Annotated in this window: 18 protein-coding genes; 6 read left to right on the top strand and 12 right to left on the bottom strand. The window is 64.9% G+C overall.

Features of this window, described 5'->3' with window-relative positions; all coding sequences use genetic code 11:
- Nucleotides 1-241: 241 nt before the first annotated feature.
- Together AC1VWL_RS01650 and AC1VWL_RS01645 are read right to left on the bottom strand one after the other, a co-directional pair.
- Nucleotides 242-2,044, bottom strand: coding sequence for a DNA polymerase III subunit gamma/tau domain-containing protein (locus AC1VWL_RS01650; RefSeq protein WP_482985498.1), 1,803 nt, complete (start codon nucleotides 2,042-2,044; stop codon nucleotides 242-244).
- 13 nt (nucleotides 2,045-2,057) lie between these two features.
- On the bottom strand, nucleotides 2,058-2,657 hold the full coding sequence (locus AC1VWL_RS01645; RefSeq protein ID WP_482985497.1) for an NfuA family Fe-S biogenesis protein: 600 nt from the start codon (nucleotides 2,655-2,657) through the stop codon (nucleotides 2,058-2,060).
- Nucleotides 2,658-2,745: 88 nt separating this feature from the next.
- On the opposite strand from AC1VWL_RS01645, the gene AC1VWL_RS01640 reads away from it, so the two are divergent.
- From AC1VWL_RS01640 to zupT, 3 genes are read left to right on the top strand one after another with little or no spacing between them, the layout of a single operon-like run.
- A complete protein-coding gene (locus AC1VWL_RS01640) occupies nucleotides 2,746-3,093 on the top strand; it encodes a 4a-hydroxytetrahydrobiopterin dehydratase (protein ID WP_282273013.1) in 348 nt (115 codons plus the stop codon).
- 1 nt (nucleotide 3,094) lies between these two features.
- Complete coding sequence (locus AC1VWL_RS01635; protein ID WP_296252265.1) at nucleotides 3,095-3,511, top strand: energy transducer TonB; 417 nt, start codon at nucleotides 3,095-3,097, stop codon at nucleotides 3,509-3,511.
- Nucleotides 3,512-3,520: 9 nt separating this feature from the next.
- Nucleotides 3,521-4,330 (top strand): zinc transporter ZupT, encoded by an 810-nt coding sequence (gene zupT, locus AC1VWL_RS01630; RefSeq protein WP_282273017.1) that lies wholly within the window; start codon nucleotides 3,521-3,523, stop codon nucleotides 4,328-4,330.
- A 189-nt stretch (nucleotides 4,331-4,519) separates the two neighbouring features.
- Here zupT and AC1VWL_RS01625 read toward each other — a convergent pair whose 3' ends face one another.
- On the bottom strand, nucleotides 4,520-5,491 hold the full coding sequence (locus tag AC1VWL_RS01625; RefSeq protein ID WP_482985496.1) for an RluA family pseudouridine synthase: 972 nt from the start codon (nucleotides 5,489-5,491) through the stop codon (nucleotides 4,520-4,522).
- 410 nt (nucleotides 5,492-5,901) lie between these two features.
- On the opposite strand from AC1VWL_RS01625, the gene rne reads away from it, so the two are divergent.
- Nucleotides 5,902-9,138 carry a ribonuclease E gene (gene rne, locus AC1VWL_RS01620; protein WP_482985495.1) on the top strand — a complete coding sequence of 1,079 codons (3,237 nt, stop codon included), beginning with the start codon at nucleotides 5,902-5,904 and terminating at the stop codon, nucleotides 9,136-9,138.
- A 596-nt stretch (nucleotides 9,139-9,734) separates the two neighbouring features.
- Here rne and AC1VWL_RS01615 read toward each other — a convergent pair.
- From AC1VWL_RS01615 to ispG, 3 genes are all read right to left on the bottom strand, one after another.
- The gene (locus AC1VWL_RS01615) at nucleotides 9,735-10,382 is read right to left on the bottom strand and encodes a response regulator (RefSeq protein WP_282268171.1); all 648 of its coding nucleotides are present in this window, start codon (nucleotides 10,380-10,382) and stop codon (nucleotides 9,735-9,737) included.
- Between the two features lie 316 nt (nucleotides 10,383-10,698).
- Nucleotides 10,699-11,388 carry a phosphatase PAP2 family protein gene (locus AC1VWL_RS01610; protein ID WP_296251953.1) on the bottom strand — a complete coding sequence of 230 codons (690 nt, stop codon included), beginning with the start codon at nucleotides 11,386-11,388 and terminating at the stop codon, nucleotides 10,699-10,701.
- Nucleotides 11,369-12,634 (bottom strand): flavodoxin-dependent (E)-4-hydroxy-3-methylbut-2-enyl-diphosphate synthase, encoded by a 1,266-nt coding sequence (ispG, locus tag AC1VWL_RS01605; protein WP_296251972.1) that lies wholly within the window; start codon nucleotides 12,632-12,634, stop codon nucleotides 11,369-11,371. Before ispG ends, AC1VWL_RS01610 begins: the two co-directional genes overlap by 20 nt.
- Nucleotides 12,635-12,716: 82 nt before the next feature.
- Here ispG and AC1VWL_RS01600 point away from each other — a divergent pair, with 82 nt between their 5' ends.
- Together AC1VWL_RS01600 and AC1VWL_RS01595 are read left to right on the top strand one after the other, a co-directional pair.
- On the top strand, nucleotides 12,717-13,943 hold the full coding sequence (locus tag AC1VWL_RS01600; protein WP_282268175.1) for an ATP-binding protein: 1,227 nt from the start codon (nucleotides 12,717-12,719) through the stop codon (nucleotides 13,941-13,943).
- Nucleotides 13,940-14,506, top strand: coding sequence for a response regulator transcription factor (locus tag AC1VWL_RS01595; protein WP_296251955.1), 567 nt, complete (start codon nucleotides 13,940-13,942; stop codon nucleotides 14,504-14,506). The genes AC1VWL_RS01600 and AC1VWL_RS01595 overlap by 4 nt, the downstream gene beginning before the upstream one ends.
- A gap of 161 nt (nucleotides 14,507-14,667) precedes the next feature.
- Here the strand turns inward: AC1VWL_RS01595 and pgi are convergent, their stop codons facing one another.
- From pgi to pcnB, 6 genes are all read right to left on the bottom strand, one after another.
- Nucleotides 14,668-16,179 carry a glucose-6-phosphate isomerase gene (pgi, locus tag AC1VWL_RS01590; RefSeq protein ID WP_482985494.1) on the bottom strand — a complete coding sequence of 504 codons (1,512 nt, stop codon included), beginning with the start codon at nucleotides 16,177-16,179 and terminating at the stop codon, nucleotides 14,668-14,670.
- Nucleotides 16,176-16,556 carry an aspartate 1-decarboxylase gene (gene panD, locus AC1VWL_RS01585; RefSeq protein WP_282268181.1) on the bottom strand — a complete coding sequence of 127 codons (381 nt, stop codon included), beginning with the start codon at nucleotides 16,554-16,556 and terminating at the stop codon, nucleotides 16,176-16,178. The genes pgi and panD overlap by 4 nt, the downstream gene beginning before the upstream one ends.
- Before the next feature lie 180 nt (nucleotides 16,557-16,736).
- Entirely contained in the window at nucleotides 16,737-17,579 is an 843-nt protein-coding gene (gene panC / locus AC1VWL_RS01580; protein WP_482985493.1) for a pantoate--beta-alanine ligase, read from the bottom strand.
- Nucleotides 17,576-18,391 carry a 3-methyl-2-oxobutanoate hydroxymethyltransferase gene (gene panB / locus AC1VWL_RS01575; protein WP_482985492.1) on the bottom strand — a complete coding sequence of 272 codons (816 nt, stop codon included), beginning with the start codon at nucleotides 18,389-18,391 and terminating at the stop codon, nucleotides 17,576-17,578. Before panB ends, panC begins: the two co-directional genes overlap by 4 nt.
- Before the next feature lie 31 nt (nucleotides 18,392-18,422).
- Nucleotides 18,423-18,911 carry a 2-amino-4-hydroxy-6-hydroxymethyldihydropteridine diphosphokinase gene (gene folK, locus AC1VWL_RS01570; protein ID WP_482985491.1) on the bottom strand — a complete coding sequence of 163 codons (489 nt, stop codon included), beginning with the start codon at nucleotides 18,909-18,911 and terminating at the stop codon, nucleotides 18,423-18,425.
- A gap of 6 nt (nucleotides 18,912-18,917) precedes the next feature.
- Entirely contained in the window at nucleotides 18,918-20,300 is a 1,383-nt protein-coding gene (gene pcnB / locus AC1VWL_RS01565; protein WP_282268196.1) for a polynucleotide adenylyltransferase PcnB, read from the bottom strand.
- Nucleotides 20,301-20,335: the final 35 nt, after the last annotated feature.

Below are 20,335 nucleotides of genomic sequence, written 5' to 3'. Positions count from 1 at the left end.
CAGGTGCCTCAACATCGCCCGGGTGCGCTGCATTCACCTCGGCGGCGCTGCCTGGTCTGCGTGCACAATGCAACAAACACTGCTTGTGGGAGCGGTGTAAGCCGCGAAGCTGGCATTGCCGAGACCTCCAGCACGTCCGACATCTGGTTTACCACGTGCTTCGCGGCTTACACCGCTCCCACAAGAAAGCACGAAGATCGCGGCACGCGGCACACGACACACAACCCAGTGCCGGCAAGCCTCAACGGCTGCCGTTGTCTTCCTGCAGCTCTTTCTTGAACGGGATATCCGGCGGTGGCCGCGCTTCCGCTGGCTGTTCCTGCATGTTCGGATTGGTCAGGCCACAGCCGCCACCGAACTGCAGCATCGACACCACACAGGAAATCTTGCTCTTTGAGCCAGGAATCGGAATCTCCACGCTCTTGATGCCCCGGCGCACCCACTCGGCCAGCAAGGACTCGTTCGGCGCCCAGTACTTGTCAAACGAAGTTGGCGTGTAGTCATACGGCGGGCGCTTGAGCCAGGTACCGGACTCGGCGATGCGCTCGCGGCTCCAGGTATCGGAATCACCGCCGGGCGCACCACGCTTGTCCGCGTCCTGTGCCTGCCCCTCGTTGGTACCCAGCCTTACGCTGCCATCGGCGTTGAACAGCCCCGTGCCCTTGTCAGCCTGACCGCCAGCGCTGCCAGCGACCTGGCGCTGCGCTGCGCCCCAATCATCGCCACGGTTGGGCGCTGCCCAACCGCCGCTGCGATCCTCGGCTTTCGGACCCGCACCTGCGCTGGTTCCGGCACGCGGGCTCGGAGTGGCAGCCGCCTGCCCGCCAGTGCGCGACGGGCTGGTCGATGCACTTGCTGCCGTTGTACCGGTCGATGCCTGCGTCGCTGCAGTTGCACTCGTCGCCGCCTGCGTGGCGGGCTTGTCTGGCACGCCGGGTACCGCGCGTTCACGCACCGCCATCGCCGGTGTCTTCACTTCCACCTGCGCGGCACGCGATGGCAGCGTCGCCATCGCCACCGATTCCTGCGTTGCTGTCTCAACCTGACGTTCGCGCACGCCAAATTCAGGAGTACGGATACGCACCTGTGTTTCGCGCACATGCGGCTGCGTCACCGCTATCGGTTGCTGCGTGGCAACTTCGATCTGGCGTTCACGCACCTGCACCTGCGGCGAACGCAGCTGCACCGCAACGTCTGCCGGCTGGCGTAGCGCCTGTGTTGGCTGCGGACGATCAACCGCGGTCTCAATCGTGCGCTCGCGTACCTGCGCCTGACTGCTGCGCAACGCAGGCGCCGTCACCGTGGCAGGCGGCACCACGAATTCGCTGGTCGGCCGATTAGTCTCCGTCACCTGCAGCGGCTGCTCGCTTGGCGGCTGCGGCACAGGTTTGGACGCATCTATCGGCATCCATTCAGGCTCGAAATCCGCCTCTGCGGCAGATGTCGCATTGTCCTGCACTGCACTCGCAGCGGGGGCTGCAGACGATTCCCGGGCTGCGGGTGCCGATGGCTCGACCGCAGCAGCGCCGGACTCGGACTGCGCTGCAACTGCCGCCTGCACCCCGGCTGCCTCGGCAGCTTGCGGGGCGCCGCCCCCCTCCTCGTCCGGCGTACCACGCCCGACGAACTCCACCTGCACGCGCTCGCCGTCTTCGGCGTTCTGTTCTGGCACATTGCTGCGCACCAACGCCACCCACAGCAACAGCAGCGCGAACAGCACATGCAGGCCGGCACTGAAAAATCCCGCGAACCAGCGCAGGCCACGCTGATCGCGCGGCGGCGGTTCGCCACCATTCCAGAACAACAATACGATGATTCGCCACAGCGGCAGCGGTGTGGCCACAGCCTCGCGTGGTCGCTGCGGCCGCGCTGCCATGACCCCGGCAGCATCGGCATCGGCAAAGGCCGACAATCCCTTGGATACGCGCGTGCGCAGCCAGTTGCTCCAGCTATACGGCATGCCGGTGCGGCGATCGTGCAGGATGCTGGTCTGCCGGCGCGAAGCCAGCAGACTGATCAGCTCGGTAACCGATGTCACCGGCATGCGTGGTAGCGGCTCAGCCCGCGCCGTCGCGCGGAATATACGGGGCCTGACCGGTTTCGTGGTCGGTGGCGTCACGCACGGCAGTGATGCCCGGCACCCGGCCCATCAAGGTTTTCTCGATCCCCTGCTTCAAGGTCACATCGGCCATGCCGCAACCGTGGCAGCCACCGCCGAAGCGCAGCAACACCACGCCATCGGCCGACACTTCCTGCACCGCAACGCGGCCGCCATGCGACGCCAGCTGCGGATTGATTTCGTTCTCGATCACCCAGCGCACACGCTCAACGATGGACGCTGCATCACCGGGGGCTTCGCCCTTGATCTTGGGGGCCTTGATCGTCAGCTGCTGGGTACCGGCAGCCTGGGTGACGAAGTCGATCTCGGCGCCGTCCAACCACGCCACGCTGGTCGCAGCGACATACAAAGTGAAGCCATCGCAGTCCACCGCCCACTCGTCACCGAGCAGGTCAGCCGGCTCGGCAAATTCAAGGCGCGCGTCTGCGCTCGGGGTTCCCGGGTCCATCGCGCTCAGGCGCACGCCCATCCCGGGCACGGTCTCACGTTCGATCAACTTGCGGAAATGTGTTTGGGCGGTATCTGAGATCTGGATCATGCGGGTATTCTAGCCGTGTCTTGGTTGCCACCGATGGGACACTGATTCCAACGGCGGCACAGTTCAGTCATCTGTTATGGAGGTTTGCATGGCCCCTGATCTCATCCCGCTGGCACAAGCGCACTGCAGCCCGCGCCGGGGCAGCGAATACCGCCTCGGTCAGGCCCGCGTCGCCGAGCTGCTGCCCCAGGTGCCGGGCTGGGAGCTGGCCGAGAACGGCCAGGCCCTGACCCGCACATTCCGCTTTGACAACTACCACGGCACCATGGCGTTCGTGAACGCGCTGGCCTGGGTTGCGCACCGCGAAGACCACCACCCCGACCTGGGCGTGCACTACGACCGCGCCGTTGTGCGCTTTTCCACCCACGATGTGGGCGGCCTGAGCGAGAACGACTTCATCTGTGCCGCCAAGGCATCCGCACTAACGGAGCAATGACATGAAACTGCGTCTGCTGTTCGCTGCATTGGGCACCGTGGCTGCACTGAGCGCCTGCAACTCCTCCGACCAACCGGCCGCACCGACCGTCGCCCCGACCGAAGTGGCCGCCGTGCAGACCCCACCGCCGGACTACCCGGCCGAACTGGCCTGCACCGGGGTTGGCGGCAAGAGCGTGCTGCGCGTGGTGGTTGGCCCGCAGGGCACGCCTACCGAAGTTTCGCTGGTCACCAGCAGCGGCAACAGCCAGCTGGATGACTCCGCCGCGCGCCGCGTGCGCGAATGGAAGTTCAACCCGGCCACCCGCAACGGCCAGCCGGTGCCTACCACCATCCAGGTACCGGTCAGCTTCAACCCGCCGGACCCGAAGCCGAATGAGTGCTTTGCCATCGAAGAACGCGCGCGTCGTGGCGGCTGATCACGACTGATGCATCCCGTTACCCCCGAAAATCTATGGATGGCCTTCGGGCTGACCCTGGCTGCCGGCCTGGCGACCACCGTCGGCAGCCTGATGGTGGTGTTCTCCAAGCGCCCCAATCCGCGCCTGCTCGCCTTTGGCCTGGCCTTCGCCGGCGGCGCGATGGTCTATGTGTCGCTGTCGGAGATCCTGAACAAGTCCGTGGCCTCGTTTGCACTGGCATACGGCGAACGTCTCGGCTTCACCTACGGCACGCTCTGGTTCCTGGGCGGCGTACTGCTGGTGGTATTGATTGACCATTTCGTGCCCAACCCGCACGAAACCCTGGACAAGCAGGACCCTGCCTTCAAGGAAAAGAGCCGCAGCAACATCCGCAGGGTCGGCCTGCTCAGCGCTGTGGCCATCACTGCCCACAACTTTCCGGAAGGCCTGGCGACCTTCTTCGCCACCCTCGAAAGCCCGTCGGTCGGCCTGCCGCTGGCCTTCGCCATTGCCATCCACAACATCCCCGAAGGCATTGCCATCGCGGTGCCGGTGTACTTCGCCACCGGGCGCAAGTCCTATGCGGTTTTCGCCAGCCTGCTGTCAGGACTGGCCGAGCCGGTTGGTGCCGCCATCGGCTACTACGCCCTGGCCGGCTCGCTGTCCCACGCCACCTTCGGCGCGGTGTTCGGCCTGATCTCCGGCATCATGGTGTTCCTGGCCTTGGACGAACTGCTACCGGCGGCCAAGCGTTACGCCAAGGGCCACGAGACCGTGTATGGACTGGTGATCGGCATGGCCACGATTGCGGTCAGCCTTGTGCTGTTCAAGTGGTAGTGAGGCAGGGAGCGACACGCAACCCTGCCAGATCCGAAACCGGTGCTTTTGTGGGAGCGGCGTGAGCCGCGAAGCCCACACATCATCAGGTAACCGGGATACAGGGGGCCCCAAGCAAGGTCAGCTTCGCGGCTCACGCCGCTCCCACAAACCCCTGCATCACATACCCCCAATCCCGGCTTCACACCCTCAAAGCCTGTTCATCGCCTCGACCAGATCCGGCGGCAGCGGCGCATTCAATACATAAGGTGTCTTGCCGCCGTCCAGCGCAAACTCCAGCGAGGCCGCGTGCAGGAACAGGCGCTTCAGGCCGATCTGCTCACGAAAGCGCTTGTTGACTGCAGGATCGCCGTACTTGTCGTCACCAGCCACCGGATGACCGATGTGCTGGGCATGCACACGGATCTGGTGGGTGCGGCCGGTCTCGATCCGGACTTCGCAATAGGACTGCCCGCCGCGACGCTCCAACACCTTGAAATGACTCAGCGAGGGCTTGCCGATCGCATTCACCTGGACATGGCGCTCGCCACCCTGGCGAAGGCCGACATGCAGCGGTGCGTCCACGCTCATCACGCCATCTGGCATGCGCCCGGCCAGCAAGGTCAGGTAACGCTTCTGGATGCCGCCGTGGTCTTCACGCAGCAAGGCCTGCAGCTCGACCAGGGCCGAACGCTTCTTGGCCAGGATCAGCAGGCCGGAAGTGTCCCGGTCCAACCGATGTACCAGTTCCAGGTTCATGTTCGGTCGTAGCGCGCGCATGGTCTCGATCGCACCGTGACTGATACCGCTGCCACCGTGACTGGCGACGCCGGTCGGCTTGTTGATCACCAGCAGCTTGGCGTCCTCGAAGACAATGGCCTCTTCCATACGCTGCAGGAAGCTGCTCGGCGGCGGCGCCTTGTCTCCCAGCTCATTGAGATTAACCGGCGGAATGCGCACCTCTTCACCGCCGTCCAGCTTACGGTCGGCCTTGGCACGGCCGCCGTTCACACGGACCTGGCCACTGCGGACCAATTTATAGACCAGGCTGCGCGGCGCGCCCTTCAGCTGACCCAACAAAAAGTTGTCCAGCCGCTGTCCTGCCCTGTCTTCGGGCACTTTGATCATGCGCACGCTGCTCTTGGCGGCAGGCTGTGTTTGGGGCTTGTCGGAATCAGTCATCGGCCTATTTATTCTGCTACACTCGGGGGGCGATATAAGGGTTTGATTTCGTTGGAAGTTGGTCAGGGCCAGAAGCCCCGCTCCCTACGGATCCGGCACAGTGCGCGGCCACCGCCCCCGGGGCGGCCATGTTAGCGGCTCGTCGGCGTTCCCGGCCATCGCCGGATGCCAAAAAGCATCCGAGCTGGATGAAACCCATGTCCCGCGCGACGCCATCGGCCAAGGCCGCGGGCGGCCGCCGGCCCTGAAACACCTAAAACAAGAAAGAAGCGCTCCCGCGGCCTGCCGTGGTGTCGTAGCGCTGGAAACCCAAGCCGCCCTGCCCGCGCCTGCGCGAATGGGCGGCGAACCGTGTCCAGAGGCGAAACCCCATGGCGTTCCGCGCGGTAGCAGCGCGCGAGGAACGCACAATGAAGCGAATGCTGATCAATGCCACGCAGGCTGAAGAACTGCGCGTGGCCATCGTCGACGGGCAAAACCTGTACGACATCGACATCGAACAGCCGTCGAAGGAACAGAAGAAGTCCAACATCTACAAGGGCCGCATCACCCGCCTGGAGCCGTCCCTCGAGGCTGCCTTTGTCGAGTACGGCGGTGACCGCCACGGCTTCCTGCCGCTGAAGGAAATCTCCCGCGATTACTTCCAGGCCGGCGTGGACCACCACAAGGCCAGCATCAAGGAACTCCTGCGCGAAGGCCAGGAAATCGTCGTGCAGGTCGACAAGGAAGAGCGTGGCAACAAGGGCGCCGCCCTGACCACCTTCATCTCCCTGGCCGGCCGCTACATGGTGCTGATGCCCAACTCCCCCTCTGCCGGCGGCGTGTCCCGTCGCATCGAGGGCGAAGACCGCGCCGCACTGAAGGAAGCGCTGGACAAGCTGAACATCCCCGACGACATGGGGGTGATCATCCGCACCGCCGGCGTCGGCCGCGATGCCGAAGAGCTGCAGTGGGACCTGGACTACCTGTTGCAGGTCTGGCGCTCGATCGCCGAGGCAGCACTGACCAAGCCGGCCCCGTTCCTGATCTACCAGGAATCGCGCCTGATCGTGCGCGCCCTGCGCGACTACCTGCGCTCGGACGTCGGTGAGATCCTGGTCGACACCGAGGAACTGTACGAGACCGCACGCGACTTCATGCAGCAGGTGATGCCGCAGACCCTGCGCAAGCTCAAGCATTACAAAGACGACATCCCGCTGTTCAACCGCTTCCAGATCGAATCGCAGATCGAGGCGATCTACGAGCGCAACGTGCGCCTGCCGTCCGGCGGCTCGATCGTGGTTGACCAGACCGAAGCGCTGACCGCGGTCGACGTGAACTCGGCCCGCTCGACCAAGGGCAGCGACATCGAAGACACCGCCTTCCAGACCAACCTGGAAGCGGCCGAAGAAGTCGCCCGCCAGCTGCGCCTGCGCGACCTGGGCGGCCTGGTGGTCATCGATTTCATCGACATGTCCTCCAGCAAGCACCAGCGCGAAGTCGAAAACCGCCTGCAGAATGCGCTGAAGTACGACCGTGCCCGCGTCCAGCTGGGCCGCATCTCGCGCTTCGGCCTGATGGAAATGAGCCGCCAGCGCCTGCGTCCGAGCCTGGGCGAATCCAGCCAGATCGTCTGCCCGCGTTGTGACGGCCAGGGCCGCATGCGCAGCATCGAGTCGCTGTCGCTGTCCATCATCCGCGTTGCCGAAGAGCACGCGATGAAGGAGAACACCGGACAGGTACTGGTCCAGGCCCCGGTCGAAATCGCCAACTACCTGCTCAACGAGAAGCGCAGCGCCCTGCGTGAAATCGAGCAGCGCCATGACGCCCCCATCGTCATCGTTGCCGACGAGCAGCTGCACACCCCGCATTACGAAGTCACGCGTCTGCGCGACAACGAGCTGGGCGAAGAGTCGAGCAAGCCCAGCTACCAGCGTGGCACCCCGCGCAAGCTGCCGGTGCACGCACTGACCAAGGCACAGTTGAACATCCCGGCGCCGGCCGTGACCCACGTCAAGCACAGCCAGCCTGCGCCGATCCGTGAAGTCGTCGAGGCCGCTCCGGCCCCGGCACCGGTTGCCGCACCTGTCGCGCCCGCCGCTGGCGGCGTGATGGGCTGGCTGAAGCGCGTATTCGGCGGCGAGCCGGCTCCGGCCGCACAGCCGGCCCAGCCTCAGCGCCAGGACAACGGCCGCAACAACCGCAACGAGCGCGGCAACCAGCGTCGTGATGGCCGTAACGGCCAGCAGGGTCGCGGTGGCAACGGCAATGCCAATGCGGGCGGCAACGCCAACGGCAATCGTCGTGACGAGCAGCGCCGCGAAGACCGCCGCCAGAACGCTGACAAGCCGCAGCAACAGGGCCAGCAGCAGGCGCAGAACAACGCCCAGCAGCCCAAGCAGCGCAATGAACAGCAGCGCGGTGATCAGGCCCAGCAGCAGCCCAAGCAGCAGCGCAACAACGAGCAGCAGCAGGCCAAACAGCCCAAGCAGCCGAAGCAGCCCAAGCCGCAGCAGGACACCGACAAGCAGGTCCAGCAGCAGAACGCGCAGGCTGAGAAGCCCGCACGCCAGCAGCAGCCACAGCAGGAAGCCGCTCGCGCAGCTGTACCGGTCGCCGCAGCGCCGGTCGTTGCCGCAGCAGCGATTGTGGCCAACGACGCCGTTGCCAACACCGATGCCGTGGTGAAGGAAAACACCATTGCTGCCGAGATCGCCAAGCCGGCGGTCGTCTCCGAGGAGCAGCCGGCAGCGGCTGTGGCCGTCGACGAGAACGGCAACCCGGTTGCAGCAACCGAAGACGGTGCCGGCGAAGCCGGTGGCCGTCGTCGTCGCGGTCGCCGCGGCGGTCGCCGTCGCCGTCGTGGTAACGGTGAAGGTGCCGCCGGCGGTGAAAACCTGGGCGGTGATGAGGATGCCCTGGACGCCTTTGATGACGCCGATGGCGAAGTCAATGAAGCGTCGGCCAAGCCCGCCAGCAGCCAGCCCGAGTTCGAGTTCGATGACGAGCCCGCAACCCCGGCCGCCCCCGTGTCCGCTCCGGTAGCAGCAGCCAAGCCGGTTGCTGCTGCGCCCGCGCAGGCTGCCGCAGCTGTTGTTGCCGCAGCACCTGCCGCTGCTGTCGAAGTAGCTGCGTCGGCACCGGTTGCTGAGGCCGTTGTCGCAGCAAGCGCACCGGCCCCGGTCGCACCCGTCGAAGTGGCAGTTGCCGCCGAGCCGGTGGTCGTCAAGGCCGAGCAGGCGATCAGCACTCCGGTGGAAACCGCCGCTGAAGCAGTCGTCGCAGCACCGGTGGTCGCCAGCGTGGAAGCGCCTGTGGCTGCCCCGGCAGTTGTCAGCGCACCGGCAGAAGTCGCCGCTGCGCCGATCGCGCCGGTCGCTGCTGCTGAACCAGTCAACGCCGCACCAGCTCCGGTCAGCATCCCGCAGCCGGAACCGGCCGCAGTGGTGGTTGCACAGCCTGCAGCACCGGAAAACGGGCAGCTGTTCGCCCAGGCCCCGGCTGTTGAAGAAACGGCTGAAAAGCCGGCCGTTGAAACTGCAGCACCAGCCGCCGCAGCCGCACCGACGCCTGTCGTTGTCGCTCCTGCCGTAGACGCGGAAAGCCTCGCAGTCGAAGCGAATGCCGAGGCCGAGAAGCAGGAAGACGATCAGCCGCGCAGCGTCTGATCCGAACAAGCAGCTTGAAAGCAGAAAGCGGCCTCAGGGCCGCTTTCTGCATTTCTGGGCCACGCAATCACAGCGGCGAAGGTTCCCCTTGTAGGAGCGGCGTGAGCCGCGAAACAAGAAGATCATCAGATGGCACAGACGTTTGCCGCTTCAGCAACGCCAGCCTCGCGGCTTACGCCGCTCCTACAACACCAGGGTCGGCATCGGGTTTTTTGTAGGAGCGGCGTAAGCCGCGAAGCACATAAATCATCAGGTGGCACGGACCTTTGACGCTTCAGCAACGCCAGCTCCGCGGCTTACGCCGCCCCTACAACACCAGGATCGGCATCTGATTTTTTGTGGGAGCGGCGTAAGCCGCGAAGCACATAGATCATCAGCTGGCATAAGGCTTGGGGACTTCAGTAGTGCCAGCTTCGCGGCTCACACCGCTCCCACAAACAGACGAACGCCAAGCCGTTACCTGCAAGGTCGAGTCGCATGTGACCATCGTGCGCTCAAACAAAAGGAGCACAGCGTTGTCGCTGTGCTCCTTTTGATTCGACTGCAGTTGACGGGCGCTGCTCTGCAGAACGGCGACTGCGAGAAACCCTCCAGGCTCAAATCGCCTTGGTGGGATCACCAACGCCATATTGCGCGGCGAGCCTGGCCAGGGCGATGTTGTCCTGCACCCCCAGCTTCTGAAACAAACGCGCTTTGTGGGTGTTCACGGTCTTGGCGCTGAGGCTCAGGCGACGGGCGATCTCTTCCTGACGGTGGCCTTGGATCAACAGCAAGGCCACTTCCAGCTCACGCGGCGAGAGCAGGTCGAACGGCGATTCGCCGCCTTCCAGATTGGACAGCGCCAGATTCTGCGCAATGCTGGTAGCCAGATAACGCTTGCCGATGGCAACGTCATGCACGGCACGAATCAGCTCTTTCGAATCCCCGCCCTTGCCCACATAACCGGAAGCACCTGCTTCCAGCAAACGCTTGGGCATCGGCCCATCTTCCAGCACGGAGACGATGATGACCTTGGTGCCGTGATCGCCTTTGACGATGCGCTCGGTGATCTCCAGCCCACTGAGGCCCGGCAGATGCAGGTCACACAGGACCACGTCCGGCTTCAGCCGGCGGATCAGCGGCAGCGCGACGTCACCGCTATCCGCTTCACCGACGACTTCTATATCGGTTTGCCCCGAAAGAATCATCCGAATGCCCGTGCGCACTAGCGCGTGGTCATCGATAAGAAAAACGCTGATGGTCATGAAGGATTCCTCGCGGCGAGGTGACAGTTGAGGCCTTGGGCGCGGCAAAATCCGAGCATGCGAGGCGACGGCCCTCCCCCGTCCCTCATGGCAAGGCCATGTGTATTATCAAGCAGAAGTGGCCCAACTGGGCTCTATCGGACACCCGCTCGCAGGAAATGTATCTGTAGTTTTGAGCATCAGGATGATGCGGTTTATGTGCCTGCGGCTGGCGAGCTCACTATGCCGTCGCAGCCAATACTGTATCCATCAGGTCAATTCGTCCAATGACTTAGGACTTCCCTTACCTTTTGGACACTACCAATTGCAGTGCACGTCAGGGCGCTGGCAAGGACCAGCGTCGACGGAACATCACCATGTACACGCCTGTTACCCAGATCGTTGCGGCACACCAGCCGCCAAGGATGTCCGAGGGGTAATGCACCCCCAGATAGACCCGTGACAGGCCAACCGAGACGACAAAACCGCTGACCAGCGCCACCACCGGCCAACGCCAGCGCGTGCGCCAGGTCAGAAACACGAGGGTCAGGGCCAACGTCATCGAGCCCATCGCGTGCCCACTGGGGAAACTGAACGTGCTTTCCGGCGCAATCGATTCCCACAGGCTCGGACGCTCGCGCTGGAATATCTGCTTGCTCCCCAGGTTCAACAGCGCCGAGCCAATGAATGCCGTCGCTGCGAACGCAGCCTTGCGCCAGCGCCGCCACAGCAGCAACACCGCCACAATCACGATATCCAAGGGGATGACGCCCCACTGATAGCCAAGCTTGGACATCAGCACGAAGAAGCCGTTCAGGCCTGGCGAGGCGATGGCATGCATGCGCAGCAGCAGGGCTGCGTCGAAGTGGAAAGCTTCGGCTTCGTGGATCTCGTCGGCCAGGGCCACGAAGCCCGCCAGCGGCAGCAGCACGCCAATGAACAACACCACCAGCCGCCACGCATTGTGGGCGAGCCAGCGGCGCAGGCCGGCAGCTTCGCTCCGGGAATCAACCGGAGCTTCGGGCATACCGGGTCTCGACATAGTCATCGATCAGCGCGACGAACTCATGGGCGATGTTCTCACCACGCAGGGTGATCTTCTTTTCGCCGTCGACGAACACCGGCGCAGCCGGGGTTTCGCCGGTACCCGGCAGCGAAATGCCGATGTTGGCGTGACGCGACTCGCCGGGGCCATTGACGATGCAGCCCATCACCGCAAGCGTCATGTTCTCCGCACCGGGATGGCTGACACGCCACACCGGCATCTTTTCACGCACATGGTTCTGCACCACCTTGGCCAGCTCCTGGAAAAACTCGGAGGTGGTACGGCCGCAGCCCGGGCAGGCGGTGACCAGCGGCGTGAAAGCGCGCTGACCGGTGGTCTGCAGCAACTCCTGGGCAACGATGACTTCCTGCGTGCGCGACTGGCCCGGCTCGGGCGTCAACGAGATGCGGATGGTGTCGCCGATACCTTCCTGCATCAGCACCGCCAGCGCCGCCGACGAAGCGACGATGCCCTTGCTGCCGATGCCAGCCTCGGTCAGGCCCAGGTGCAGGGCAAAGTCCGAACGCTGCGCCAGATCACGGTACACGGCGATGAGTTCCTGCACGCCACTGACCTTGGCCGACAGCACGATGCGATCACGCGGCAGGCCCAGTTCAACCGCAGTCTCGGCCGAATCCAGCGCCGAGCGGATCAAGGCCTCGCGCAGCACGCGGCCGGCATCCCACGGCTGCGCACGCTGGCTGTTCTCGTCCATCAGCTTGGCGGCGAGCGCCTGGTCCAACGAGCCCCAGTTGGCGCCGATGCGCACCGGCTTGTTGTACTTGATGGCGAATTCGATCAGCTGCGCGAACTGGGTGTCTTTCTTCTTGCCGAAGCCGACGTTGCCCGGATTGATGCGGTACTTGGCCAGTGCCTCGGCGCAGGCCGGTTCGCCGGTCAGCAGTTGATGGCCGTTGTAATGGAAGTCGCCGATCAGCGGCACATCGATGCCCATCATCGCCAGTTTCTCGACGATGCGCGGAATGGCCGCGGCCGATTCGGGATTATTGACGGTCAGTCGCACCATCTCCGAGCCCGCACGCCAGAGCTCGGCCACCTGCTTGACGCTGGCAGCCACATCGGCGGTATCGGTATTGGTCATCGACTGCACGACCACGGGATTGCCTCCGCCCACCTTGACGCCGCCGATGGCGACGGACTGGGTGATGCGGCGGGGCCACGCGGTAGCGTCGGTGGGCGGTGTTGGGCGGGTCACGGCGTCATGCATGACCCATTTTAGCGCGCCAGCCACCCGAGCGGCATGAACCTTGGATTGCATGGCAGCCACCGCGACAGCATACGATTGCAGCATGGAAACCCGAGACACCTCTTTTCTGCGCACCCTGTGCAGCCTGCGCTGGCTGGCCACCGCCGGTCAGGCAGCCACCATCCTTGTAGCCACCTGGCTGCTTGGGCTGGAACTACCGCAGGAGCCACTATGGGCCGGCGTCGCCGTGCTGGCCTTGTTCAACCTGTACGTGCAGCTGCGCGTGCATGACACCGACCCGGCACCGGTTACCGCCTTCGGCCATATCCTGGTCGACGTCACGGTACTGACCTGGATGGTGGGTTGGAGCGGCGGCATCGCCAACCCGTTTGGCTCGCTGTTCCTGATCCTGATCGCGCTGGCCGCGCTTGCCCTGCCGCTACGCTGGACGCACGCCGTCGCCGCTGCCTGCGTGGCAGGCTACGCACTGAGCGCCGTGTTCGGGCTGCCGTTGAAGGGCGGCTACTTCGACACGATGAGCCTGCACCTGTGGGGCGCGGCGGCCAACTTCCTGCTGTCCAGCGTGGTGGTGCTGGTGTTCTCGACCCGCCTGGCGGCTGCGCTGCGCGAGCGTGAGAACCAGCTGGCGATGCTGCGCGAACGCTTCGTCCGCAATGAAGGCATTGTCGCCTTGGCCACCCATGCCGCATCCGTTGCCCATGAGCTCAACACGCCGTTGGCGACCATGACCCTGCTGACCGACGACATCGTCGAGCAGGGTGCCGCCACCCCGGAAATGCGCGATGACCTGGAAACCCTACGCGAGCTGCTGGTGCAATGCCGGGAGAAGGTACTGGCGCTGGCCGCCCCCGCCCAAGGCGCAGGCAGCCGCGCACCGGTATCCATCGCCAGCGTGCTGGAGCAATGGCGACTGGTGCGCCCGACCATCCAGTTGCGACGCAACCCCGATGCGCCACTGCAGCTGAAGCTGGACCCCGGCATCGGTCATCTGCTGCAGGTATTGCTGAACAATGCCGCAGACGCGGGCGAGCATGCAGGTCGTGCACAGATCGACCTGGATATCCGCATCCATGAGGGCCAGCTTTACGGCGAGGTCCGCGATTACGGGCCCGGCTTCAACGCCAATGACGCTGCCCTGCCCGGCACCTTGTTCAACAGCGGCAAAAGCAATGGCATGGGTGTCGGCCTGGCACTGTCGCATGCCACCATTGAGCGTCTGCACGGCGAACTGTGGATGCGCCCGGCCGAAGGCCAGGGTGCACGCGTCGGCTTTCGCCTGCCGTTGAACAACATCGAGGTAAGTCCATGAATGCTGCTGCAACCCACGGCCTGCTGGTCGATGACGACCCGCTCTACCTGCGCACCCTGCAGCGCACCCTGGCCCGTCGTGGCATCGAAGCCATCACCGCCACCGACATCTCCAGCGCCCTGCAGCTGGCCACGCAGACACCGCCAGCATTCGCGCTGATCGACCTGAAGCTGGGCAGCGAGTCCGGCTTGAATCTGATCCAGCCGCTGCGCGAGTTGCGCCAAGACATGCGCATCCTGCTGGTTACCGGCTATGCCTCCATCGCCACCGCGGTGGAAGCGATCAAGCTGGGCGCGGATGATTACCTGCCGAAGCCGGCGACTGTGCAGATGATCCTGCGCGCGCTTGGCGAGGAAGACGAGGGCGGCGAGGAACCCGAGGATGTTGAACCACCCGACGCGATGACGCCAATCAGCCGCCTGCAGTGGGAGCACATCCAGCAGGCACTGCACGAAACCGGCGGCAATGTGTCCGCGGCCGCGCGCCTGCTGGGCATGCATCGCCGCTCACTGCAGCGCAAGTTGACCAAGCGCCCAAGCCCGGAGCGGGACCCGAACCGCTGACCCTGCTACCTGTAGTGCCGAGCCATGCTCGGCGGGGGCCTTCACCCGTAGCACGAAGAGCTTACCCCTCCCCAACCCTCCCCTTGCCTTCGGCAAAGGGAGGGAGCAAAGCAAAAGCCGCGCATCTCTGCGCGGCTTTTTTTTCAACCAACAATCTGCAATCAGCGCAGGCGCGCCAACAGCTCCCGGGTCATCGGGTCTGCAATTTCCACCGCTTCGCCCTGCACGGCCGGCAACAACTGGCTGGCCAGTTGCTTGCCCAGTTCAACGCCAAACTGGTCGAAGGCATTGATGTCCCAGATCAAGGACTGCACGTACACCGCGTGTTCGTACATGGCGATCAACGCGCCCAGCGACTGCGGGGTCAACGCATCCAGCAGGATCATCGTGCTCGGGCGACCGCCCGGATACTGGCGATGCGGGTCCTCGCTGTCCTGGCCGTTCGCCAGCGCTTCGGTCTGCGCCAGCAGGTTGGCCAGCAGGGCCTGATGGTTGATTTCGTAGGGATCATCATTGTGCACGCAGCCGATGAAATCGGCCGGCACGATGCTGGTGCCCTGGTGCAGGGCCTGGAAGAAGCTGTGCTGCACGTCGGTGCCAGCACCACCCCACCACACCGACACCGTGTCGCCATCGACCGGGCTGCCGTCGCGCTTGACCCGCTTGCCCAGGCTTTCCATCACCAGCTGCTGCAGATACGCCGGCAGCAGCGCCATGCGCTGGTCATAGGTCATCACTGCGTGGGTGGCATAGCCCAGCACATTGCGATTCCAGATATCGGTCAGTGCATGCAGCACCGGCAGATTGCTCGCCAGTGGTGCAGTGGCCGCGTGCGCATCCATCTGCGCCGCGCCTTCCAGCAACTGCCCGAAGCGTTCGAAACCGATTGCCAGGGCAATCGGGAAGCCCACCGCTGACCACAGCGAGTAACGACCGCCCACCCAGTCCCACATCGGCAGCACGCGCTCGGCGGCAATGTCGAAGGCCTTGGCGGCGCGCTCGGGGTTGGCACTGACGGCGTACAGACGCTCGCTGCCGCCCAGCCAGTCGCAGAGGATGCGGCCGTTGAGCAGGGTTTCCTGGGTACCGAAGGTCTTGGAGATCAGGATGCCGGCGGTGGTCGCCGGGTCCAGCGTCGCCAGGGTGCGCTGCATTGCCGCGCCGTCGACATTGGAAACGAAATGCACGCGGAAACGCGCGCCAGACGCCGGACGCAGCGCGTCGGCAACCAGGCGCGGGCCCAGATCCGAACCGCCGATGCCGACACTGACGATATCGGTAACGTTGCTGGCTTCCAGCGCCTTGATCAAGCCGCCCATCTGCGCCTGCACCGCCACCGCTTCAGCGCGCGCAGCCACTGCAACCGGCGCATCGCTGGCGTCGCCGCGCAGCGCGCTGTGCAGCACCGCGCGATCTTCAGTGTGGTTGATCTTCTGGCCAGCGAACAGGCGCTGGAAACCGCCGGCGACATCGCGCGCGGCGGCCAGTTCCAACAAGGCATCCAAGGCCGCGCGGTCGTATTTCTGCCGCGCGAAGTTCACATACAACGGACCGACTTTCAGCGCCAGGCGCTGCACCCGGTCAGGCTCTGCAGCCATCAGCGAGGGAATGCCGGTGCCCTGCAGACGCTGGGCGTGGGCGTGCAATACGTCGAATCCGTTGTTGGTGATCATGCGGCCTGTGTGGGGATGCTGTCGTTGGTGTGGGAAATGCGGTTGTCGCCGTCAACGTAGACAAGCTTGGGCTTGAACGTGCTGGCTTCTTCTTCGCTCATGCCGGCGAAGGCGGCGATGATGATGATGTCACCCACCTGCACGTGGCGCGCAGCGCCGCCGTTGAGCGAGATCACGCCACTGCCGGCTTCCGCGCGCAGGGCGTAGGTGGTGAAACGGGCACCGTTGGTCACGTCCCAGATGTGCACCTGTTCGAACTCGCGGATGCCGGTGGCCTGCAGCAGGTTGTCGTCGATCGCGATGGAGCCTTCGTAGTTCAGCTCCGAATGGGTGACGGTGGCGCGGTGAATCTTGGTCTTGAGCAGGGAGAGTTGCATGACAATGCCGAAACTGCGTGAGAAAGGGCGCAGTCTAGCACCGGCGCGCGCCCTTGCCCGCACCGCAACATGACCTTTCCCATGGCGTTTGCCCGGATACAGCAATGGCGCCACAAGGGCGCCATTGGCTGTCATTCAGGAGTCTACCGGCGGACAGCTCAAGTCCGCCGGGTGCCCTGTTCAGAACTCGACATTGTCGATCAGGCGGGTCGTGCCCAGCTTGGCCGCCACCAGCGCCACCCGTGCGCCCTCATGGCTGGTGCCCGGCTCGCTCAGGTCGGGCATGCGCACCACCGCGTAATCCACCAGGTAGCCGGCAGCCTGAAGCTGTGCTGCGGCCTGCTGCTCCACCACGGCACGCTCGGCGCCGCCCAGGTAGGCATCGCGCGCGGCCAGCAGCACCTTGCGGATCACCGTGGCCTGCGGCCGGACATCGGGCGTCAGGTACTGGTTGCGCGAGCTCATCGCCAGGCCATCGGCCTCGCGCACGATCTCGCCGCCGACGATCTGGATCGGGAACGCCAGGTCCACCACCATCTGCTGGATCACCGCCAGCTGCTGGTAGTCCTTGCGCCCGAACGCCGCCACATCCGGCTGCACCTGGTTGAACAGGCGGCTGACCACCGTGCACACGCCGTCGAAGTGACCCGGACGGTGCGCGCCTTCCAGCAGCGAGCTCACGCCCGGCACATGGACCTTGGCAGCCAGGTCCACGCCAAACGGGTACATGGACTCGACCGTGGGCAGCCAGAGCACGTCACAGCCAGCCTGCTCCAGGCCACTGGTGTCGGCTTCGGGCGTGCGCGGGTAGCGGGTGAAATCCTCGTTCGGGCCGAACTGGGTCGGGTTGACGAAGACACTGGAGACCACCCGGTCAGCGTGCTCACGCGCCAGCTTCACCAACGAGTAGTGGCCAGCGTGCAGATTGCCCATGGTCGGCACCAGCGCAACGCGCAGGCCCTCGCGCTTCCAGCCGCTGACAATGGCGCGCAGCCGGGAAAGTTCGGTAACGGTTTCGATCATGATGCGTAAGCGTGTTCTGCGTCGGGGAAGATGCCAGCGCGCACGGCGTCGGCATAGGCACGGACCGCACCGGCCACCGAGCCGCCTTCGGCAAGGAAATCCTTGACGAACTTGGGACGCCGGTGACCGCTGTCCAGACCGAGGAAGTCATGCAGCACCAGCACCTGTCCGTCGCAATCCGGACCGGCGCCAATACCGATGGTGGGAATCGTGATTTCAGCGGTGACGCGGCCGGCAATCGGGGTCGGCACGCATTCCAGCACCAGCAGGCTGGCACCGGCTTCGGCCACGGCCTTGGAGTCGTCGAGCAACTGCCTGGCAGCATCGCCACGGCCCTGCACGCGGTAACCGCCCAGACGCAATACCGACTGCGGGGTCAGGCCCAGGTGCGAGCAGACCGGGATTTCACGCTCGACCAGGTGACGGATGATGTCCAGCTTGAAGCCAGCACCTTCGATCTTGACCATCTCCGCGCCGGCCTGCAGCAGCTTGAGCGAAGCATCCAGCGCGCGCTCGGCGGTGGCGTCGGCGCCGAACGGCAGGTCCGAGACCAGCAGCGCGCGCTCAAGAACGCGGGCGACCGCACGGGTGTGATAGACCATGTCGTCAACGCTGACCGGCAGCGTCGAGTCGTGCCCCTGTACCACCATGCCCAGCGAATCACCGATCAGGATCAGGTCAACGCCATTGGCATCGAAGGCACGGGCGAAGCCGGCGTCGTAAGCGGTCAACATGACCAGCTTCTGGCCATTGCGCTTGGCCTCGGCCAATGCGGGAACGGTCCAGGGCTTGCTATCTGCGTGTGTGCTCATGTGGTCATAACGGTGGCTTATGAGCCGACCATTATCCCCCTATCGGGTCGATACCGCAGGTATTGATGCCTACCAATACGTCCCGCACTGTTCCATGGCCCGGAATCAGGGCGTCTGGCGCCACCTCGGCCAAGGGCAGCAGGGCGAAGCCGCGCTGGTGCAGGAAGGGATGCGGTACCTGCAGCTGCGGCAGGTCGATCACCTGCTCGCCGTATAGCAGCAGGTCCAGGTCCAGCAGCCGCGGCCCCCAATGCTGGCCCGGCTCGCGCACCCGCCCGAACTGCTGCTCGATCGCCAGCAGCTGCTCCAGCAGCTGCGGCGCCGGCAGATCGGTCTGCAGCGCAACAGCGGCATTGATGAAATCCGGCTGCGCCTCGTTGCCCCAGGCCGGTGTGCGATACAGGCGCGAGCTGGCCAGCAGCTGCACACCCGGCAGCTGCGCCAGCACACCTATCGCCGAACGCAGGGTGGCAGGCGCGTCCCCAAGGTTCGCGCCCAGCCCGATATACGCTACAACCATTGCTGCTTACTCGCCCGCGGTCGCGCTGCCACCGCCGCTACGGCGCCGACGGCGACGACGACGCGGCGCCGTGCCCTCCTCCGCCTCGCCATCGGTATGCACTGAATCCAGCCCGGCGCCCACTGCGTGCCCGGCCTCGGCCTGGGCCTCGCGCCAGAACGCGATGTCTTCCTGGTGCTCGCTGGAAGCAGCCTGGCGCAGGGCCAGGAAATCGAACGCAGCGCGGAAGCGCGGATGGCTCAAGGTGCGCAGCACGCGCTTGCGCTGACGGGTACTGAAACGCGACTGCAGCAGCCAGATTTCCTGCATCGGCAGCGAGAAGCGGCGCGGCAGGGCAATCGTGCTCAGCTGATGCAGGGTCACCCGGTCGGCGGCACGGCGTTGCGCCTCTTCTGGCGCCAGACCCTGCTTCTGCAGGCCGATCAGCGCGCGGCAGAAGGCAGGCCACAGCAGCAGCGCGAACAGGAAGGCCGGCGACACCGGCTCCTCGTTGGCGACCCGTTCGTCGGTATTGCGCAGGCCTTCGATCAGGATGCGGCGCAAGGCGCCAGTGCGGTTGCTCTTCAGCGCCGCAGCGCTTTCCGGGAACAGCACGGCCAGCAGACCGTAGCGCTCCAGGCCTTCAAAGCTGGCCACGCCATGCCCGGACAGGAACAGCTTGAGCACTTCTTCGAACAGACGGGCCGGCGCAGCCTCACCCAGCAAAGAAGCCAGCCGCGGAATCGGCTCGGCGGTAGCTGCTTCGATCTCGAAGTTGAGCTTGGCCGCCAGCCGCACCGCGCGCAGCATGCGCACCGGGTCTTCACGGTAGCGCTGCTCCGGATCGCCGATCAGCTTCATCCGGCGCTCCAGCACATCTTCAAAGCCGCCGGTGTAGTCACGCACCGAGAAATCCTCGATGGCGTAATACAGCGCGTTGCAGGTGAAGTCGCGACGGACCGCATCGTCCTCGATGGTGCCGTAGACGTTGTCACGGACCAGCATGCCGTTCTCGACCTCGCGGTCGCCGCTGCCGTCATCGCTGTTGGCGCGGAACGTGGCTACTTCGATGATCTCGCGGCCGAACACCACATGCGCAAGGCGGAAGCGGCGGCCGATCAGGCGGCAATTGCGGAACAGCTGCTTGACCTGCTCCGGGGTGGCGTCGGTGGCCACGTCGAAATCCTTGGGGCGTCCACCTACCAGCAGGTCGCGCACCGCGCCACCAACAAGATAGGCGCCGAAGCCGGATTCGCGCAGACGGTAGAGCACCCGCAGCGCATTGGGACTGATATCCCGGCGCGAGATGGTGTGCTGGTCGCGCGGGATCACGCGGACGGTGAACGGCGTTGTAACTATGGAATTGATGTTGGCGCTTCCAGTTGGGTTTACGGGATTGCCGAGCGGCAACCAGATGCATATACTAGCGCGCTCGCCAGACGCGA

Source organism: Stenotrophomonas sp. STEN063 (assembly GCF_056854515.1).
Note: the sequence above shows the minus strand (reverse complement) of the source record. Positions and strands in the feature narration are given on the sequence as shown.

What these genes read in the sequence shown, in the direction of transcription:
- folK (WP_482985491.1), bottom strand. Translation starts at nt 18,911, where the DNA reads ATGGTTGTAGCGTATATCGGGCTGGGCGCGAACCTTGGGGACGCGCCT.
- AC1VWL_RS01625 (WP_482985496.1), bottom strand. Translation starts at nt 5,491, where the DNA reads ATGACTGATTCCGACAAGCCCCAAACACAGCCTGCCGCCAAGAGCAGC.
- panC (WP_482985493.1), bottom strand. Translation starts at nt 17,579, where the DNA reads ATGATCGAAACCGTTACCGAACTTTCCCGGCTGCGCGCCATTGTCAGC.
- AC1VWL_RS01600 (WP_282268175.1), top strand. Translation starts at nt 12,717, where the DNA reads ATGGAAACCCGAGACACCTCTTTTCTGCGCACCCTGTGCAGCCTGCGC.
- AC1VWL_RS01610 (WP_296251953.1), bottom strand. Translation starts at nt 11,388, where the DNA reads ATGCCCGAAGCTCCGGTTGATTCCCGGAGCGAAGCTGCCGGCCTGCGC.
- zupT (WP_282273017.1), top strand. Translation starts at nt 3,521, where the DNA reads ATGCATCCCGTTACCCCCGAAAATCTATGGATGGCCTTCGGGCTGACC.
- panD (WP_282268181.1), bottom strand. Translation starts at nt 16,556, where the DNA reads ATGCAACTCTCCCTGCTCAAGACCAAGATTCACCGCGCCACCGTCACC.
- pgi (WP_482985494.1), bottom strand. Translation starts at nt 16,179, where the DNA reads ATGATCACCAACAACGGATTCGACGTATTGCACGCCCACGCCCAGCGT.
- AC1VWL_RS01650 (WP_482985498.1), bottom strand. Translation starts at nt 2,044, where the DNA reads ATGCCGGTGACATCGGTTACCGAGCTGATCAGTCTGCTGGCTTCGCGC.
- panB (WP_482985492.1), bottom strand. Translation starts at nt 18,391, where the DNA reads ATGAGCACACACGCAGATAGCAAGCCCTGGACCGTTCCCGCATTGGCC.
- AC1VWL_RS01595 (WP_296251955.1), top strand. Translation starts at nt 13,940, where the DNA reads ATGAATGCTGCTGCAACCCACGGCCTGCTGGTCGATGACGACCCGCTC.
- rne (WP_482985495.1), top strand. Translation starts at nt 5,902, where the DNA reads ATGAAGCGAATGCTGATCAATGCCACGCAGGCTGAAGAACTGCGCGTG.
- AC1VWL_RS01615 (WP_282268171.1), bottom strand. Translation starts at nt 10,382, where the DNA reads ATGACCATCAGCGTTTTTCTTATCGATGACCACGCGCTAGTGCGCACG.
- ispG (WP_296251972.1), bottom strand. Translation starts at nt 12,634, where the DNA reads ATGCATGACGCCGTGACCCGCCCAACACCGCCCACCGACGCTACCGCG.
- AC1VWL_RS01645 (WP_482985497.1), bottom strand. Translation starts at nt 2,657, where the DNA reads ATGATCCAGATCTCAGATACCGCCCAAACACATTTCCGCAAGTTGATC.
- AC1VWL_RS01640 (WP_282273013.1), top strand. Translation starts at nt 2,746, where the DNA reads ATGGCCCCTGATCTCATCCCGCTGGCACAAGCGCACTGCAGCCCGCGC.
- AC1VWL_RS01635 (WP_296252265.1), top strand. Translation starts at nt 3,095, where the DNA reads ATGAAACTGCGTCTGCTGTTCGCTGCATTGGGCACCGTGGCTGCACTG.